Source organism: Alkaliphilus oremlandii OhILAs (genome assembly GCF_000018325.1).
Lineage (GTDB): Bacteria > Bacillota > Clostridia > Peptostreptococcales > Natronincolaceae > Alkaliphilus_B > Alkaliphilus_B oremlandii.
Map to the genome: position 1 here is coordinate 2549304 of NC_009922.1, position 18791 is coordinate 2568094.

The 18791-nt window shown below is 39.5% G+C and carries 16 protein-coding genes and 1 pseudogene; all 17 read right to left on the reverse strand.

The window, feature by feature from the left end; translation table 11 throughout:
• Positions 1–33 precede the first annotated feature (33 nt).
• The 17 genes and pseudogenes from CLOS_RS12335 to CLOS_RS12415 all read right to left on the reverse strand — a co-directional run bounded on the left by CLOS_RS12335 (position 34) and on the right by CLOS_RS12415 (position 18791).
• Positions 34–957 (reverse strand): hypothetical protein, encoded by a 924-nt coding sequence (locus tag CLOS_RS12335; protein WP_012160213.1) that lies wholly within the window; start codon positions 955–957, stop codon positions 34–36.
• Positions 958–1110: 153 nt separating this feature from the next.
• A complete protein-coding gene (locus tag CLOS_RS12340) occupies positions 1111–1845 on the reverse strand; it encodes a nucleoside phosphorylase (protein WP_012160214.1) in 735 nt (244 codons plus the stop codon).
• 1 nt (position 1846) lies between these two features.
• Positions 1847–3163 (reverse strand): dihydrolipoyl dehydrogenase family protein, encoded by a 1317-nt coding sequence (locus CLOS_RS12345; protein WP_012160215.1) that lies wholly within the window; start codon positions 3161–3163, stop codon positions 1847–1849.
• A complete protein-coding gene (locus CLOS_RS12350) occupies positions 3153–4064 on the reverse strand; it encodes an ABC transporter permease (protein ID WP_012160216.1) in 912 nt (303 codons plus the stop codon). Before CLOS_RS12350 ends, CLOS_RS12345 begins: the two co-directional genes overlap by 11 nt.
• A gap of 5 nt (positions 4065–4069) precedes the next feature.
• On the reverse strand, positions 4070–5128 hold the full coding sequence (locus CLOS_RS12355; RefSeq protein ID WP_012160217.1) for an ABC transporter permease: 1059 nt from the start codon (positions 5126–5128) through the stop codon (positions 4070–4072).
• Positions 5109–6662 (reverse strand): ABC transporter ATP-binding protein, encoded by a 1554-nt coding sequence (locus CLOS_RS12360; protein WP_041719352.1) that lies wholly within the window; start codon positions 6660–6662, stop codon positions 5109–5111. Before CLOS_RS12360 ends, CLOS_RS12355 begins: the two co-directional genes overlap by 20 nt.
• Before the next feature lie 67 nt (positions 6663–6729).
• Positions 6730–7752 carry a BMP family lipoprotein gene (locus tag CLOS_RS12365; RefSeq protein WP_012160219.1) on the reverse strand — a complete coding sequence of 341 codons (1023 nt, stop codon included), beginning with the start codon at positions 7750–7752 and terminating at the stop codon, positions 6730–6732.
• A 49-nt stretch (positions 7753–7801) separates the two neighbouring features.
• Positions 7802–8467, reverse strand: coding sequence for a Crp/Fnr family transcriptional regulator (locus CLOS_RS12370; RefSeq protein ID WP_198006293.1), 666 nt, complete (start codon positions 8465–8467; stop codon positions 7802–7804).
• Between the two features lie 213 nt (positions 8468–8680).
• Positions 8681–10030, reverse strand: a complete 1350-nt coding sequence (gene glmM, locus CLOS_RS12375) for a phosphoglucosamine mutase (protein ID WP_012160221.1) — start codon at positions 10028–10030, stop codon at positions 8681–8683.
• 160 nt (positions 10031–10190) lie between these two features.
• Entirely contained in the window at positions 10191–11663 is a 1473-nt protein-coding gene (locus CLOS_RS12380; RefSeq protein WP_012160222.1) for a protein adenylyltransferase SelO, read from the reverse strand.
• 228 nt (positions 11664–11891) lie between these two features.
• Positions 11892–14006, reverse strand: a complete 2115-nt coding sequence (locus CLOS_RS12385; RefSeq protein ID WP_198006294.1) for a methyl-accepting chemotaxis protein — start codon at positions 14004–14006, stop codon at positions 11892–11894.
• Between the two features lie 153 nt (positions 14007–14159).
• Positions 14160–14456 carry an ethanolamine utilization microcompartment protein EutM gene (gene eutM, locus CLOS_RS12390; RefSeq protein ID WP_012160224.1) on the reverse strand — a complete coding sequence of 99 codons (297 nt, stop codon included), beginning with the start codon at positions 14454–14456 and terminating at the stop codon, positions 14160–14162.
• Positions 14457–14555: 99 nt separating this feature from the next.
• Positions 14556–15206, reverse strand: a complete 651-nt coding sequence (locus CLOS_RS12395) for a phosphate propanoyltransferase (RefSeq protein ID WP_012160225.1) — start codon at positions 15204–15206, stop codon at positions 14556–14558.
• 1 nt (position 15207) lies between these two features.
• The gene (locus CLOS_RS12400; protein WP_012160226.1) at positions 15208–16737 is read right to left on the reverse strand and encodes an acetaldehyde dehydrogenase (acetylating); all 1530 of its coding nucleotides are present in this window, start codon (positions 16735–16737) and stop codon (positions 15208–15210) included.
• A 526-nt stretch (positions 16738–17263) separates the two neighbouring features.
• Positions 17264–17515 (reverse strand): annotated as a pseudogene (locus tag CLOS_RS16460) (BMC domain-containing protein); the annotation flags it as partial.
• Positions 17516–17537: 22 nt separating this feature from the next.
• Positions 17538–18191 carry a cupin domain-containing protein gene (locus tag CLOS_RS12410; RefSeq protein WP_012160228.1) on the reverse strand — a complete coding sequence of 218 codons (654 nt, stop codon included), beginning with the start codon at positions 18189–18191 and terminating at the stop codon, positions 17538–17540.
• A gap of 57 nt (positions 18192–18248) precedes the next feature.
• Positions 18249–18791, reverse strand: coding sequence for a BMC domain-containing protein (locus tag CLOS_RS12415; RefSeq protein ID WP_012160229.1), 543 nt, complete (start codon positions 18789–18791; stop codon positions 18249–18251).

The window sequence follows — 18791 nt, forward strand, 5'->3', positions numbered from 1 at the left end:
CCATCACTTGAAGCCCATCGTTCCTTTATTTTATCAATTATTTTGTAATACATCTTCTATAAAGTTTTCTACTTCTTTACTTCCCTTATACCCGTTTTTCTCTAAAAGGCACATAAATTCTTTTATCTCTTCTATAAGTTTCCCTTCAGATTCTCTCTGGATATAAGATGCATAAACGGATTTTGCTTCTGGATTCATTTCATCATCCTTATGACTAAAGAGCGGTGTATTGGGCAGTCCATTAAAAATATAATATCGATACCAATTAGATAATTCTTTTACTGCTTCAATTTTATCTGAATCGGGATATTTTTCTATGAACTTCTCCTGTTGTATTGCTCGCTGAACCAGTTCCTCCCAGCCGATGACAAGGGCCGCATCCACCGCTGATAGCTTTTTAGAATGCACGGCCATGACCTCAATATAAGCCTTGAGCTCTTCATCCACAAAACTGCTGTATTTTGTATAGAAATCGTAATCTATGATAGGAAAAATAGCACCCTCTGCGGCCGCAAGCTTGTATCCTTTTGCAGTGCTTTCCTCTAGCAGCTCTTTTAAATCTCCTTTTGCTGCATCCGCTAAACAATCTAGCTTCATCTCTACTTGGAACAGCTTATCTAAACCTTCTTGGGTTTCTGGGGTATAGAATCTGTCCTCTAGATTTTTTAGAAAAACCTTCTGTGCTTCCTCAAGGGTAGTCACCATAATCCCTGCATTTTTGTAAGAAACCCTGCCTATATTTTTATCTATAAAGCTTACGATGGAATCTAAATTTAAGTCTTCTTTACTTATTTGCTCAAACTCCTTCATAATCTCTTCTTCCTTATATTGCTTTTCAATAACCTCTTCTTCATTATTGTGATGGTCCCCTCTATCTTGTAACTGATTACTGCAGGCAACAATCCCTGCCAGACTTATGATTAGTATACAGAAAGTAATACCTTTTTTGCGAATCATCCAATCACTCCACTTTCATATTATTTTTTATAGAACAACGAGGTCTTCAGTTTATTCTATACAATTTTAGACGATATTTACTATAAAAAAGTTCCAAAAAAACCTTTTATAGATCTTATTTCAAGATCCATAAAAGGTTTCTTATCGTATTTCTTATGATTTTGAAGCTTCGTACAAGGTCTCTAGGGCTAAAATAATTTCATTTTCCTCGCCCTGCATTTCAGCATTCCCTTCGTCTACTAGGTTGTTGATACTTGACGCAGTATTTTCTTCGAATAACACAACATTGTTGAGAATGCTTGCTACTTTGATTCCTCGAATACTTCCAAGAGTAAATAATGTAGCCGTTTCCATATCGGAACCCAGTACATTTTTCTGGCTCCAATATTTAGAAACCTCCTCGTAATCATCGATATAGAAGGAATCATGACTTCGAACGATTCCTGTATAAAAGTTATAATTCAGCTCTTTGGCCTTTTGAATCATTATTGTAGCCAGCTCTACATCACAGGAAGCAGGGTAGCTGGATTCTACATACATTTTAGAGGCCCCTTCATCCCGAATCGCAGAAGTTGGAAGAATCAAATCACCAATCTGAATATGGCTCTGAAGGGCGCCGCAGCTTCCTACTCTGATAATATATTTTGCGCCGATGGCCACATGCTCTTCTATGGCAATGGCAGCAGATGCACCGCCGATTCCAGTGGATGTGGCTGTTATCTTCACACCTTTATAATATCCAGTGATGGTCTTAAACTCTCGATTATAGCTTACCTCTTTCACATCTTCTAAAAATTCCCCAATTCGATCCACTCTTTTGGGATCTCCTGGCATAATCACCATAGAAGAAACATCTTCCTTGCTGCATCTGATATGAGGCTGTACCATATTATTCATCCCCCTTTATACTTTTTAAATACAGTTCAGGTAATACTTCTGATAAGCTAGGGTTAATGAATAGTGATTTTGATATTTTTTCTAAAGTACATCCTTGGTCAAACCACAATGCACTGTCTGCCATTAAATCACTGGAATAATCGCTAACCACCCAATATCCCAACAATTTACCATCATGATGCAGGATTTTAGCAAAGCCATCCAAGTCTTTCCCATAACCTCTATATAAATCCCTTAGATTAATTTTACAAACCTTATAGTCTTGCCCTTTTAAATCCTTTTCACTCTTACCGATCCCTGATATTTCCTTCAATCCAAATATACTTCTCGGCAGTGTAGCGTATGCCATTTCTACTTCTTTTCCTGCATATAAATGTTTCGCCACAGCGATTCCTTGGCTATATGCAACATGGGCCATCCCTAATATACCATTGGCATCACCAATAACATAAATGTTATCCACAGATGTTCTTAAATTGCCATCGATATGGATCTTATGCTCATCACAGATCACACCTAAGTCCATCAGTCCATCCACCTTATTTAAGGATCGAATGGAAGTATACAAAAGATATTCTCCCCTAATTTTATGACCCTTCGCCGTTGTAATATGGATGCTATCCTGTTCTTCTATGGTATGAACAATGTCATCACCATAATAGAATTCCACTTGATTCTGCTCTAGACTTTTCATTAAATATTGTTTTAAATCTTGGTCAGTTTCCTGTAGGATTTCTTCTTCCCTTACAACCATCCTTACTTGAACCCCATAAGCAGCGTAAATATCTGCAATTTCTACTGCCTCTACACCCCCACCTACGATGATCAAATCCTTTGGCAATTTTTTAAGACCCATTAATTCTCTATGGCTAATGGCTCTTCTGGCGTTGTTCGGTATCACTGGGGATGTGCCTGTAGCAATGATGAAATGATCTGTAGTCAGGTTGTGAGAACCCACCTTCAATGTATTTTGATCCAGCAATACGCCATCGCCAAAATAGAGATCAATACCATCCAAGTCTCTCTTCATAAAATCCTGTAATTCTGCTATTCTATTGTATCCTCTTTCATACACATCCTGGATATCGATATCTAAAGTACGATGGTATGAATCTGCTAAATCCCTTGCTTTTAAAAACCCAACTACGTTATCCTTATGAATCTTTACTGGAAGGCAGCCTGTGGCGATTGCAGTCCCACCTAGTTTTTCCTTTTCTACCACAGCAACTTTTTTTCCGTATTGACGGCATGCCTTTGCAAAGGTTGCTCCGGCGATTCCAGATCCGATTACGATGACATCATATTTCACTATGCTTTCTCCTTTGCAATGTTTTTTGTGCAACGATAAATAGAACAATAATGGTTGCAATATACGGAATCATCTGCGTAAACTGTGACGGAATTCCCACACTTTGAAGACGAATACCGAGGGCATCGAAGAATCCAAACAATAGGGCCGCAAAGAAGGCCTTGATTGGATGAGAAGCACCAAAAATGATCACGGAAAGTGCGATAAAGCCTTTATTGGCACTCATGTTTTCTGTGAACAACGTCAAATATCCAAGGGATAAATGGGCACCAGCAAAACCGCAAAGGATGCCGCAAAGAACAGAACTGATATATTTCATTCGCTTTGGATTGATTCCTGCGGTCTCTAAGGATTGCGGACTTTCTCCCGCCGCTCTAATCCAATACCCCATGGGTGTCTTAAATAAGAATATATATACAACGATTACTAAAATCCAACTGATATAGACAAAGATGGAGTGATTATTAAAAATCGCATCTAAAAATGGTACTTTTGATAAAAAGTCGATATTAATATCTGGTAGGGGGATAATCTTGGGAGAAGAAAAAGCACCCTTTACGCCAAATATGGTTCGAAGTAAAAATACGGTTAGACCAGAGCCCAATATATTAATAGCAACACCGATAACAAATTCATCGGATTTCAATTCAATTACAAAAACTCCAAATAAAAGTCCGATTAAAATTCCAGAGCAAACTGCCAGTGCCACACCCATGGCTGAACTTCCAAAGAAATAGCTCCCAACCACAGCAAAAAAGGCACCTAAAAGGATCATTCCTTCCATTCCTATATTTAGAATCCCTGCCTGCATTGTTAAAAGTCCACCTAATGCAGCCAATACCAGCGGTGTTGCAGTTCTTATCATATTTTGTAATAAAGATAAGTTAAAAATATCCTTCATTTAGTCTATGCCTCCTTTTTACTGAGTTTTTTTCTTCTAAAAAGCGCTTTAAATCCAGATTCTCCTGCCATAAATAGAATGATCAATGCCTGAATCACCGCTACAAGCTCTGATGATATTCCAGTTTCCAACTCCATCACCACGGAGCCTGTCTTTAAAGCAGCAAAAAAGATAGACATAATAACGATTCCTACAGGACTGTTTTTTACGATTAAGGATATGAGCATCCCATCGAAGGCATATCCCTTGGAAAGATTCGTTAAGAATCGATAATGCATCCCATATACTTCAAAAGCGCCGGCCACACCACACAGGGCACCAGAGATCAACATGGCAACAATCATATATTTTTCTGTAGAAAGTCCCATATACTTAGAAAATACGTTATTTTCCCCAATCATTCTGAAATTATATCCATAGGAGGTTTTCTTCACTAAATAATAGATAAGAATAGCGATCATGGCCGCATAAATAATACTGGTATTCAGCTTTGCTACCTGAACCAATCTGGTAAATCGATATTGATCTGCAATTAAATTGGACCCTCCCATACTACCATCCGTGGCTTTGAAAGGATAATTTACTAAATATCCGGTAAACAGCATTGCAATACTATTGAGCATAACGCAAACAATAACTTCATCTATTTTAAACTTCACCTTCAATATGGCAGGGATATAGGCCAGTGCTGCACCGACTACGGCAGAACAAAGGACGGCTAAGATAATTCCAATGCCAGCAGGCAACCCTTTAAAGGTAAAACCGATATAAGTGGCAGCAAAAGCACCTAAATATAATTGACCTTCTCCACCAATATTGAATATGCCCGACATAAAGGCGATGGCTGTTGCCAGTCCCGTTAAGATGAGCGGCACTGTTTTCGTTAAGGTTGTAGCAATTGCATATTTATTTCCAAAGGCACCGGTAATCAGTGCGCCATATCCTAGAATCGGATTTTTACCATTGAGAACCATAATGACAGCACCCAATAATAAGGCCAACAATATGGAACCTGTAATCGAAAGGATATATTCTCCATCGATTTTAATATTTAATTTCTTCATCATGGTTCACCTTTCTTCCCCTATTTCCTGTCATATAATATCCGACCTCACTCTTATCGATTTCACCAGCAGCAAATTCTCCTGTAATTTTGCCGTCATACATGGTAATGATTCGGTCCGATAGCCTAAAAATTTCGTCCAGCTCTGCAGATACTAAAATAATCCCACAGCCTTCATTTCGTTTTTTTATGATTTCTTCATGAATAAACTCTATGGCGCCGATGTCCACACCTCTTGTTGGTTGAGATATCAACAAGACCTTGGAATCGAAAGAAAACTCCCTAGCAATGACAACCTTCTGCATGTTGCCGCCAGAAAGATTTTCTACCTTCACATTTTCACTGGCCGTTCTGATATCGAACTTTTGGATGAGTTTTTTAGAAAATGCTCTCACCACATTCTGCTTCAGATGAATTCCCTTTTTAGCAAAGGTCTCACTATGCTGACTTCCCATTAAAATATTGTCCATAATGGTTGCCTTGGTATTTAAACCTGTATGCATCCTGTCCTCAGCAATATGAGAAACCCCCACTTTCCGAATTTCATAGGGATTTAATTTCGTCGTATTGATATTCAATATTTCGATATTTCCACTCTCCACAGGGATCATACCGCTGATTGCCTCTATCAGTTCTGTCTGTCCATTGCCTTCGATCCCTGCTACGCCCAGTACTTCTCCTGCACGCACTTCAAAGGAAACCCCATTTAAGGCCATAAATCCTCTTTTATCCCGCGCCTTTAAATCCTCTACCTTGATCAGTCTTTCTCCTTGGCTGTCTTCCTTGCTCAGTTGGTCAAATAAGACTTCTTTGCCAACCATCATTTCCGATAAAATTCTTTCATCCACCTCTTCGGTCTTATTGACGCCAATCAACCTACCTGCCCTCATGACCGCTACTCGATCAGAGATTGCTAAAACTTCGTTGAGCTTATGAGTGATGATGATGATGGTTTTTCCCATTTCCTTCACCAGTTTTCGGATGACGACAAAGAGTTCCTCCGTTTCTTGAGGTGTCAGCACCGCCGTTGGCTCGTCCAAAATCAAAATATCTGCGCCTCTATATAAAGTCTTTAATATTTCTACCCGCTGTTGAACTCCCACAGATACCAGCTCTACAGGAATCTTTGGATCCACCTTCAATCCATATTCTTCACTGATTCTTTTTGTGCTTTCAATGGCTTCTTTTTCATTTATAAAAATACCGTTCTTTTTGATTTCTCTTCCTAATACTACATTTTGTGCAATGGTAAAAGATGGCACCAACATAAAATGCTGATGTACCATGCCAATTCCTTTATCGATGGCTGTTTTCGGTTTGAAGTTCTGTACTTTTTCACCTTTGATATAGACATCGCCAGAAGTCGGCTTATAAAGACCGTACATAATTTTCATCAGCGTTGACTTTCCTGCACCGTTTTCTCCTACGATGGCAAATACTTCGCCTTTCTTAATCTCTAAGGATATATCATCGTTTGCCAGCACACCGGGAAATTGCTTTGTAATATTTTTTAACTGTATTACAGGTTCTGCCATATGCATCCTCCTATTCCTCCATCTATGAAAAACGAAGAAGCCAACAGACTTCTTCGTTTACAGTGTATTATCTAACTTCTGTTACTTTGATTTCTCCGCTTACAATTTTTTCAGATATTTCAGCTAATGTTGCTTTCATTTCATCTGTAACGAATTGCTTCATATCCTCAGTACCGTATCCAATACCGATTCCATTTTCTTTGATTCCATAGGTTAAGGTTTCTCCACCTTTGATAGAACCGTTGATTATATTTTCGATGGTTTCATAAACAGAAAGTCCTACATTCTTTATCATGCTGTACATAATAACATCTGGATTGATATATCTTTGGTCGGAGTCTACACCAATTGCATATTTACCAAGGTCTTTTCCAGCTTCAAATACACCTTCGCCAGTTTTTCCAGCAGCATGGAATACAATATCTGCACCTTTATTGTAAATCGCAATCGCAGATTCCTTACCCTTCGTTGGATCTTCAAAGTCTCCTGCAAAAATAACATCCACTTTAATCTCTGGATTAACAAATTTTGCGCCTTCTTCGTAACCAACCTGGAAGTTTCGAATTACTGGGAGATCAACACCACCAACCATACCGATGTGATCAGTTTCACTTAACATTGCACCCAATGCTCCAGCTAAGAAAGATCCTTCATTTTCCTTGTACTGTACAGATACAATATTATCTATTCCAGTAATTGCATTATCTACATAAATATATGTTTTTGTAGGAAATTGTGGTGCAATCTCTTGAATCACATCGTAGAATTCAAAGCCAACAACCACTACAATGTCCGCATAATTTGATGCTTGTACTAATTGGTCAGAAAGCAAAGCAAGGTCGTTTTTACATTCTAAAACTTTACCCTCTACGCCTAAGTTTTTGATTGCAGACTGTAATCCTTCATTACTTGAATCGTAGAAGGAACGGTCTCCCAGTCCACCAGAAACCACTAAGCCAACCTTTGTCTTACCAGCCCCATCTGTTCCATTGTTATCCGATGGATTTCCACCGGTATTGCTGGAACATCCTACAAATGCAAGCATAGCAACCATCAGTAAGCATATTACTTTAACTAGCTTATTTTTCATTCAAAACATCCTCCCTTTATATGTTTAATTTAAAAAACAACAAGTTCTATTAGAGTATTTTCTCTCGCTCTATTTCATCTCGAATGCCCTCAACATTTAAGATTTTAATAGTATTCTCACCATTTAGGATCAAATGCTTCTCTGCCAATTCCTTCAGTACGCGATTAATACTCCGCTGAGTCACTACAAAATGTTCACTTAAGTATTTCTTGCTGATTTCCACTTCATCGCTACTGCTTCTTTTCAATTCTTCTAGGATATAGCCACACACTCTATATTTCAGAGAATACAGCGTATCCTTGATGGCTTTTTCCGATAAATAATAAAAATTGTCACAGATGGACCTTAAAATATAGAGGTTTACTTCCTTATCTTCCTGTATCCACTTTAAGAATAGATCCCTTCCCAGTCGCATTACGGTCATGTCCTCTAATGCCTCTATTTGGCATACATAGGGCTTTAAATCAAATATCTCTAGTTCACCAAAGTAATTGCCTTCTCGGTATACGCTTTGGGAATAACTCTTTCCTCGCTCAGAAGTATGATATATGTTTGCTCTTCCCTCTAGAATCACATAAAAATATGGGTATACATCACCTTGATAACATATAACCTCATTCTTAGCATAGTGAAAGACCTTCCAATCCTCTTTATTTTTATATCGAAAGACGTGGTCCAATATTTCTTTATTTTTATCACCGTCTGATTTATGCATCATCATTCTCCTAACTATATTTTGCAACAAAAAACGATTTTGTTTAAGGACATATGTCCCGCCATGGAATTGAAAAACCATAGTCGGCAAAAAACTATGCTCGATTTATAAAATACAGAGCATAGTTCTATTCATATCAGTATTTTTCTAAGCATATTTCGACAACAATTATTTCCTGGGAAATCTAAAATACGACAATTGTAGATATGCAATTTAATTTAATCTCTGTTCGATTAACTTTGCAAGATCCGTTGCCAATACGTTAAGCTCCTCTTGATTCTTCCCTTCCAGCATTACCCTTACTAAGGGTTCTGTTCCCGATGGTCGAATCAAGACTCTACCTTCTCCAGCCAATTTATTTTCAATTGCTGTAATTGACTGCATGATGATAGCATCATTTTGATAGACTTCTTTATTTTCATTTTTCACCTTGGCATTGACCAACACTTGAGGATAGGAGGTCATTACCTTAGCCAATTCCGACAATTTTTTGTTCTCCGCCTTCATGGTGGCAATCAGTTGAATGGCAGTTAAAAGCCCATCGCCCGTCGTGTTGTAGTCTAGGAAAATAACGTGACCGGATTGCTCACCGCCGAGACAGTATCCACCTTGGACCATTTCTTCCAGTACATATCGATCTCCAACCTTTGTTTTTACCACGTTACATCCGTACTCTTTCATAGCAATTTCAAGTCCAATATTGCTCATTACAGTTCCTACAATAACATCATTTTTTAATTTTCCTTGTTTCTTTAAGCAAATACCGCAAATGGCCATAATATGATCGCCATCTACCACTTCTCCATTTTCATCTACAGCAATTAAGCGATCTGCATCTCCATCAAAGGAGATTCCAATATCCGCGCCTACTTCTTTAACCAATGCACCAATGACCTCAGGGTTTGTAGAACCACAGCCCTTATTGATATTCATACCATCCGGCGTATCGTTTATAAGGATCACTTCCGCACCCAATTCTTTTAATAATTTTGGTGCCGATCGATAGGCTGCTCCATTTCCAGCATCCACAGCAATTTTTAATCCTTTAAAGTCACGGTCTAAAGTGGTCTTTAGAAAGTCTGTATATTCTTCAATACTCTTTTCATCCACAGTCACTGTACCGACATCCTTGCCTTCCATTCGAATGTCCACATCTCTATTATTTAAAATATACGCTTCGATCTGTTCTTCAACTTCGTCTGGAAGCTTATATCCTTCTCTATTAAAGAATTTAATTCCATTGTATTCTGCAGGGTTATGGGACGCTGAAATCACTACACCAAAGTCTGCCTTTAAATGTCTGGTTAAATACGCAACGGCAGGTGTTGGTAGAACCCCTAAAGAAATAACATCCACGCCCATGGACAGAAATCCAGCAGTCATGGCAGATTCTAATAAATCTCCTGAGATTCGAGTATCCTTTCCAATGGCTACCTTTGCTCTTTTATTATTGTCTTTATTCAAAACGTAAGCGCCGATACGCCCCAATTGATATGCCAGCTCCGGCGTTAAATCTCTGTTTGCAATTCCTCGAACCCCATCCGTTCCAAACAATTTCCCCATTTTTTTACCTCCCATTTATTTGCATTTTATCAGCGGACGCATGCATCCTGCTGTCTTGAATTCTATATTTTCTCAATGGATATATACTATACTTAGTATACCACAGGAATGCGCATTTTTGATACAACTTCTACATTTTCTTCCATTAAAACTGCATCTATTATGTACCACAGAAGGTACGATAAGGCTGTGCCGATGGGGGTGGCAATACGGCGTAGGCCTCATGTTCTTTAGAATATTCATAGGGACTGGAAAGCACCTTCAATAAATTTTCCATTTTGCTATAATCTCTATTATTCTCAGCTGCATCCAATGCCTCCTCCACCCGATGGTTTCGTGGGATGACCGTTGGATTGTTGTTTCTCATCAGTCCATGGGCATCTTCCTTCGATTCTTTCTGTCCTTCTAATCTTGCTTTCCATAGCGTATGCCACTGAGCAAATTCTTCACTTTCAAACATAGCTGTATCCTTCATATTGTCAAAAGTCAAAGCAATAAAGGTGTTGGTATAATCGGCACTGTACTTTTCCATGATCCTTAAAAGTTCATGGATCAAGTGTTCATCGTTCTCCTCTTTACTGAATAGGCCCAGCTTTCTCCGCATACCATCCGCCCAGTTTTTCTCATATAGAGCGTTGAATCTTGAAATTGAATTTTGGGCGACTTCTACAGCCTGCTCTTGATTCTCATGGAGCAATGGCAATAGGGTTTCTGCAAATTTAATTAGATTCCACAGGGCAATCTTCGGCTGATTGCCATAGGCATATCTACCGTGGACATCGATGGAGCTAAATACAGTAGAAGGATGATATACATCCATAAAGGCACAGGGACCATAATCGATGGTTTCTCCACTGATGGCCATGTTGTCCGTGTTCATGACACCATGAATAAAACCAACCAACTGCCATTGAGCAATTAACATGGCCTGTCGTTTTATGACCTCATCAAGAAGATGTGCATAGGGATTGCCATGGATATTCTCATTAGAAAAATGTCTCTTTATTGTATAGTCCGCTAAAGCTTTTAAATCCTGCTCCTTTCCCCATGTTGCAGCATATTGGAAGGTTCCCACCCGTATATGGCTGGAAGCCACTCTTGCCAAGACAGCGCCTTGTAAAAATCTTTCTCGGACAACAGATTCGCCAGTGGTCACTACTGCTAAGCTTCGGGTGGTGGGAATGCCAAGACCGTGCATCGCTTCACTGATGATATATTCTCTCAACATAGGACCCAGTACCGCTCTGCCATCTCCCCCACGAGAATATTTCGTTCTTCCAGCGCCCTTCAGTTGAATATCCAATCGTTCACCCAAAGGCGTCATCTGTTCGCCAAGCAATACTGCTCGACCATCTCCTAGCATGGTGAAATGACCGAATTGATGACCTGCATAGGCCTGTGCAATAGGAGCTGCACCTTCTGGAAGTCGATTTCCAGCAAACAGATGGGCTAAACTTTCATTTTCTATCTCCCTAACATTGAAACCTAAAGCCTCTGCCAATTTATGATTAAAGACAACCAGCTTCGGTAAAGGGGCAGAAGCCGGTTTGGCATTGGCAAAAAATATCTTGGGCAAAGTTGCATAGCTATGTTCTAAATTCCATCCCATTTCTATATTTTCTTTTTTCTCCATATGGAATCTCCTTTTCCTCTATATTTTTATTCATTTTTGTTTACTTATTATACCCCTATTTAAGACTTTCAACGCCATGACAGTGCACCAATAGTATAAAAAACATAGCAATACCTTAAATAATATTTTATTCAAAGTATTGCTACCTCTTATTTTATTTACCCATAAAATGCTTCCCATTTCCATTCCGCCGTCAACTGATGGAACACCGGACAGCTCTACCATAAATTATTCATATTTAAATTGATGGATGCTTTCCTGCATATCTTCTGCCAGCTTCCCTAAGGCTCTACTGGAATTAAAAATTTCCTCTACAGAGGCTGTCTGTTCTTCCATGGAAGCTGAAGATTCCTCTGTCATTGCTGCATTTTCCTCCGATATAGCCGATAGATCCTCCAGCACCTGTATAATTTCTTCCTTTTTGCTTTCCATTTCCACTCCAGACTGACTGATGAATTCTATGGTACTCTTTATCTGTTCAATTTCAGAAGCAATGCCCTCAAACTTATGGCTGGCAATCTCTACGCTATTGCTCTGATCTCTTATGATGGACTCCACCGTATTCATAGTAGAAACGGCATATTCAGTGTCCTTTGTCAGGATGTCGATAATTTGGGTAATTCCTTCCGTCAATTTGTTGGATTCTTCTGCTAGTTTTCGAATTTCATCGGCTACCACAGCAAACCCTCTACCAGCTTCTCCAGCTCTTGCAGATTCAATTGCAGCATTTAAGGCCAATAAATTGGTCTGCGTCGAAATTCCTTTGATTAATTGACTTGCTTTTCCGATTGCCTCTACACTTTCATTGGTTTTAACAATGATATCTTTAATGCCCATAACGGCATGATTGCTGAGGTTTGTTTTTTCTACAAGATCGTTCATGATGACAATGCCATCATCCTTTAAATGAACCACTTTATCCGTAGTATGATTTAATTGGTCAATATTATTGCGGTTTTTCTCAATTTCCTCACCTAGTATGGTGGCTTCTGCTACACCTTTCATGGTGTCATGAGCCTGCTGTCCCGCTGCTCCTGCAATTTCTTCCATGGCTCTTGCTACCTCCTCAGAGGATGCGCTTACCTGTTCAATAACAGCGGACAACTCTTCCGAAGAGCCTGTGAGCTGCTGAGAAGCATCTGCAATGTTTTTAATTAGAGCGATAAAATTTTCCTTCATAACCTTTAAAGCTCGCGTGATCTTTCCAATTTCATCCTTCCGCACTAAATAGTTTTTCATCGTCTTACTTTCATCTAGAGACAAATCAAACTGGGATAACCTTTCAATACCACTGGATAGATCCATGATGGGCTTCGTAATATTCGATGCGATCCCTAAAATAATACCGATTAAAATAACGAGTCCCATACTGGCTACAATGATGGTGATCGTTGTTGTTTGCTGCAATTCTTTGTATATTTCATCCTCCGATGCAATGGACATGAAATACCATTCATTTTCCATATGGGCATTTTTTATGGGAACCATTGTTAGGATTGTATGATCAGCGGAGATTGGCACACGCTCTACTCCGTTCAATTGATTTCCCTTAGATAAAATTTCTTTCAATTCCTCATTATTGAACACGTCAACTATATCTTTTCCTAGGAAGGATTCGTCCCTATGCCCTATAATGAGTCCATTTTTCGTTATTAATTGCACATATCCGCTATCGTATAGCTTGATATTCGATATCACTTCCTGCAATCGCTCTAAGGAAATATCTACCCCTACGACCCCTACCACTTCATTATGATAAATAACAGGTGCAGTAACAGAAACTAGAGTTACGTCCCTTCCTTGCAGCTTATAGGTATACGGCTCCAGAACTTCTAATTTCTTCGAATTTTTAGATGCTTGATACCACAGTCCACTTTGATCTAAGTTATCGTAGGAATCGGATCCTTCTTCAAAAACCACGGTGCCACTTCCTCTATTCCAATAAGGATTGTATCTTCCCGTAGGTCCATGGGCTTCCGCATTGACATATTCGCTGTCTCTTCCATCTACTGCATTGGGCTCCCAGTTTGTCCAAACACCGACCAACTCTGGATTGGTATAGATCACATTTTTCATGATCTCATTCATTGCTTCTCTACTGATGGAGCCATTCTCCTTCATCGCTTCAAAGGCGTCGGCTATGGTTTCAACAACAACCAGTGCCCAATCTAATTCATTTTGAGTCTCTTTTGCATGGTTCTCTGTTAACTGCTCTAAATAATCAGAAGAAGCTTTTTCCTGTATTCCTTTAAATCGAATCGTAGCAAAGCCGATGGTAGATACAAATATAATCCCTATGGCTAACAAAATACTGATGGTCATTCTCCATTTGATCGATTTCAATTCCCGCCACTCTCCTTTGAACATTTTACTCCTATATACCCAGATCTTACTTTATACAATCCTTCTTAATTAAGACATTTTTGTCGTAAATTCAATATATAAGGAAACGGTAGAGCTTCCGCCCTACCGCTTTCTTATATGGATCAACTTTTACTATTTTACATCCTTAGATACATTTGTTGCTGGAAGGATACCTTCAACTTCAACGTGTGGACGTGGAATAACGTGAACAGAGATTAATTCTCCAACTCTTTGTGCAGCCGCTGCTCCTGCATCTGTTGCAGCTTTTACTGCGCCAACGTCTCCTCTTACCATTACGGTTACCAACCCACCGCCAACTTGCTCTTTACCTACTAGGTAAACGTTTGCTGCTTTAACCATTGCATCTGCTGCTTCAATTGCTCCAACTAAACCTTTTGTCTCGATCATTCCTAATGCATCATATTTCATTTTAAATTCCTCCTAAGTTTTTTATTTTGAGCACTTGAAATTTTTAACGGAGTTAAAAATTGAGTGCGACATAAAGTTTGTAAGTGTAACGAACAAATTTTATTTTTTTATTTTGATTTTAGATAACGAATGAACACCCAGAGCATTTGCTTCCTCTGTATCGACGTGGAATTCTAAAACGGAAGTATCATTTGCTCGAATGGCAACATTATGGTAGATACCCCCTCTTAAGCCATCCACTTCGATTGAAACAATTTCTCCATCCTGCACTTCTAGGGCTTTGGCATCTTCACAGCTCATGTGAATATGTCTTTGTGCAGCCACAAGTCCCTCCGTAATTTGTACGGAACCTTTTGTACCAATTAATGTGATTCCTGGTGTACCTTGTAAATCACCGGATAATCTCGTAGGGGCTACGACGCCTAGTTTAAAGGAATCGCCCAATAAGACCTCCACCTGTGTTTTACTTCGTACTGGACCTAAAACTCTTACTTTTTCAATGGCACCCTTTGGGCCACAGATTGTTACAGTTTCCTTGCAGGCATACTGCCCTGGCTGGGATAGATCTTTCATTGGTGACAGTTCATAGCCTTCTCCAAACAATGCGTTCACATCTGCCTGTGACAAATGAACGTGTCGATTTGAAATACCTACTGGAATTTCTGGAACCCCTTGTTTTTTTTCGGTAGAAGACAGATTCATTTGAACTGCCTCTAGTAAAAGCTTTAGGACAGATTCATATTGTTCCATTCTAGTCTTCTCCCTTCATTGCTTTTAGTAAGCCATTTACTAAATCCATCAGTTTTTCTTGATCTAGAACATCTGAATTTACTTTATTGAAAGAAGGGGTACTCTCCGTAGTGCATCCTACTGTTGCAGAGCCATTTAGTTCTGGATAGTTGAAGGAAGCATCTGCTGAAGCTAATGTTGTACAGTCTTTTAAACCGTAGGCAACCCTTTTGATATTAACTAAGTGCATTGGTGTAACGTTTTCAGAAGTCGCACTACCACCCCATGTACCACAACCTAAGGTAAAGGAAGGCATCAATCCTGTGCTGGCTCCAGTTCCACCTTGGGCGCTACCTGTATTTACAAGGATACGTGCGGCTGGTTTTTTAGCAAACTTCATCACCATTTCTCGATCTTCTGTGTGAAGACTCATGGTATGACCGATCCCATTTTGTAGAAGCGCTATACTAAGGTCACAAGCTTCGTGCCAATCTTTCACAGTATAGAATCCAATCACTGTTGTCAGCTTTTCATAAGATAATGGGTAAGCTGGTCCAACACCTTGTTGTTCTCCAATCAGGATCTTTGTTCCTTCAGGAATTGTAATTCCTGCGGCTTCAGCAATCACCTGAGGACTTCTACCAACGAACTGAGCGTTCATTGTATGGCCATTCTTGAATAAAAGATTGCAAACCTTTTTTGTCTCTGCTTCTGTCATAAAGTATCCGCCTTGCTTCTTAAGCTCAGCTACTACTGCTTCACGGTTGCATTCTTCCACGATGATGGACTGCTCAGATGCACAGATGGTACCGTAATCAAATGTCTTACTTGCGATAATATTGCTGACTGCTTTTTGGATATTTGCAGTTCTTTCAATATATGCTGGAGAGTTTCCTGCACCAACACCTAGGGCTGGCTTACCTGCACTATAGGATGCCTTCACCATTCCAGGACCACCTGTAGCAATAATCATGGCAATATCATCGTGCTTCATTAATTCATTTGTAGCTTGTATGGTCGGTATGGAAATGCTCCCTATAATGTTTTCAGGTGCGCCTGCTTCTACTGCTGCATCATGCATTAATCTTACAGCTTTCAATGTACATTTTAATGCAGATGGATGAGGAGAAAAAACAATTCCATTTCGTGATTTAATTGCAATCATTGATTTAAAAATAGCAGTAGATGTTGGATTCGTTGAAGGTACAATCCCCATTAACAATCCCATCGGTTCAGCAATCTCGATTACTTGCTCCTCAGTATCTTCTTTGATTACACCGATGGTTTTCATATCCTTAATGGCTTCATAAAGCAATACGGAAGCCATATGGTTCTTATAGGTCTTATCTTCAACCTTACCAAATCCAGTTTCCTCTACAGCCATTTTTGCTAAGGAAACCGCATTTTCCTTTGCAACTCTAACCATGTTGCATAAAATTTTGTTAATTTGTTCTTCTGTATAGTCGGCAAGCTGTTTTGTAGCAATTTTTCCCAATCTAGCAAGGTCCCTTGCCTCTTGTACAGAACGTAGGTCTTTATCAAAGCTTTCCAATTATAGCCCTCCTTTTTATCATATTTCAATCGATCTTCTAATTTTTAATCGAACTGGCTATGGTTTCATAATACTTCTTAAACTCTATCATCAATAAATTTTTATCTGCTTTAGAAATTTTTCTGCCTGCGATACCGAACGTCTTGTATTCGCGGGCTAAGTTTCTAAGCTTTACGACAGTACCTTTTTTAAGGACTGCTAGAACCTTCTCTATTCCATGTTCTTCTACCATCTGATCGACGATGCTTTTGCTATGGAATTGGCTAAAATCTAAGGCAGTCTCTCCATTTTCTTCATCTATTTTCAAGTCTACTGGTTCCTCTATATGAACTTCTTCTATCTCTATTTCAACAGTAGATTCTGTCTCAAGGATTTTTCCAGCTTCTATTTCTACTTCTTCAACTTTTACTTCTTCTATTTCTGTTTTTTCTTCTTGTACTGCTATTGCTTCTTTTATAGCGACTTCTTCTATCTCAATTGGCGCCACTACCTGCTCTGCTTTCTCTATGGATATGACAGTACCTTTTAATTCTTCATGGGGACGTGGAATTACATGTTGTGAAACCAGAAGGTTTTCATCAATTCTTCTTACAGCAGCCCCACCAGCTTCTACAGCCGCTTTTACAGCTCCAACATCACCAGTTATGGCAATGGAAACCAAGCCACCACCAACATAAGTTTTCTCTACGAGCTCTACAGCGGCAGCCTTCAGCATAGCATCAGCACTTTCTGTAGCCGCAATCAATCCCTTTGTTTCAATAAATCCCAGTGCCTGCACTCTGAACCCTCCCTGCTATGGATTATATTAAATCTGCCCAGTTGGCTGGATACGTCACATAGAATACTTTTGCATGATTCGGTGAACCCCAAGTAACCTTGGATCCTGAAGGAACGTATACCACGTCACCTGGATATGCGGTTAAAGTCTTACCGTCAATGGTCACTGTTAAAGTACCCTCCATTACATAATCGATCTCTTCGTAAGTCAGCGCCCAGTCGAATGTAGAGTGATCGATATTCAAGAACCCAGCACTCATGGCAGATTCTTCCTTACTGATGAGCTCTTGATAAAATACCTTGGCATCGGGATTTCCTGTATCGAAAACATCAAACTTTACAGAGTCTCCACGAACAACCTTTGCTCCATTGCCTGCTGTTTCTTCTGTGTAAGGCTTCGTAGACTTCAGTGAATCTATGATGCCACTTAAAAGTCCTTGTTCCATCATGGTTTTTAGCAAATTGTAAATCATTTCGCTATCCAATGTGCCGTCACAGGCTTTCGCTATTCCACTTGACCTCGCTTCACTTGCGATCTTTTGTGAAAACTCAATCTCATAGGCCTTTGCCATATCCTGTGCGGAAGGTGTAATAATCGTGTTGCTGTCGATATAAATCACTTTTTTCCCTTGACTTTGAGCAGTTTCAACATCTTTTGCACAAATCAATGTTTTCATCTTTTTCACATCCTTTCCCCTCGGATTTCAGACATCTTTCATACCAATACCGCTCTATTAAAGTAAAGATGCCAGCAATGCTTTAGATGGTGATGGTATCGTTTCTACATTGACTAAAAGACCATTGGCAGCAGATGTTCCCGCCTCGGTACCAGCCTGTACAGCAGCGATATCCCCAGTGAAAACAAAGTATGATTTACCACCCAGTCCATTGCCTAAGCGAAGCTCTATGGGCGCTAAGTCTGCTGCCTTTAGAACTGCATCTGCAGCGATGACCATGGTCGCCTGTGAAAAGGATTCAATAATACCGATGGCTTGAATATTCTCTGGCATTGTGGAACCTGTGATTGCTGGGAATATTTGAGGACTAACATTTGGTATCACCATGGAATCCACTAAGAACTCTTCTGCCTCCCTCTCTCCAGTAGCTACAGCATCATAAACTGAGGCAACATCACCATGAACAATTGCAATATATTTACCTGGACAGGTGGATCCTGCCGTAACGATTTCTACATCAGAGGTTTTTACCATTTGATCTGCTGCGTATATTCCTTTAGAAATACTTGTAAATTCAACCATTCCGATTGCGTTTGGCAT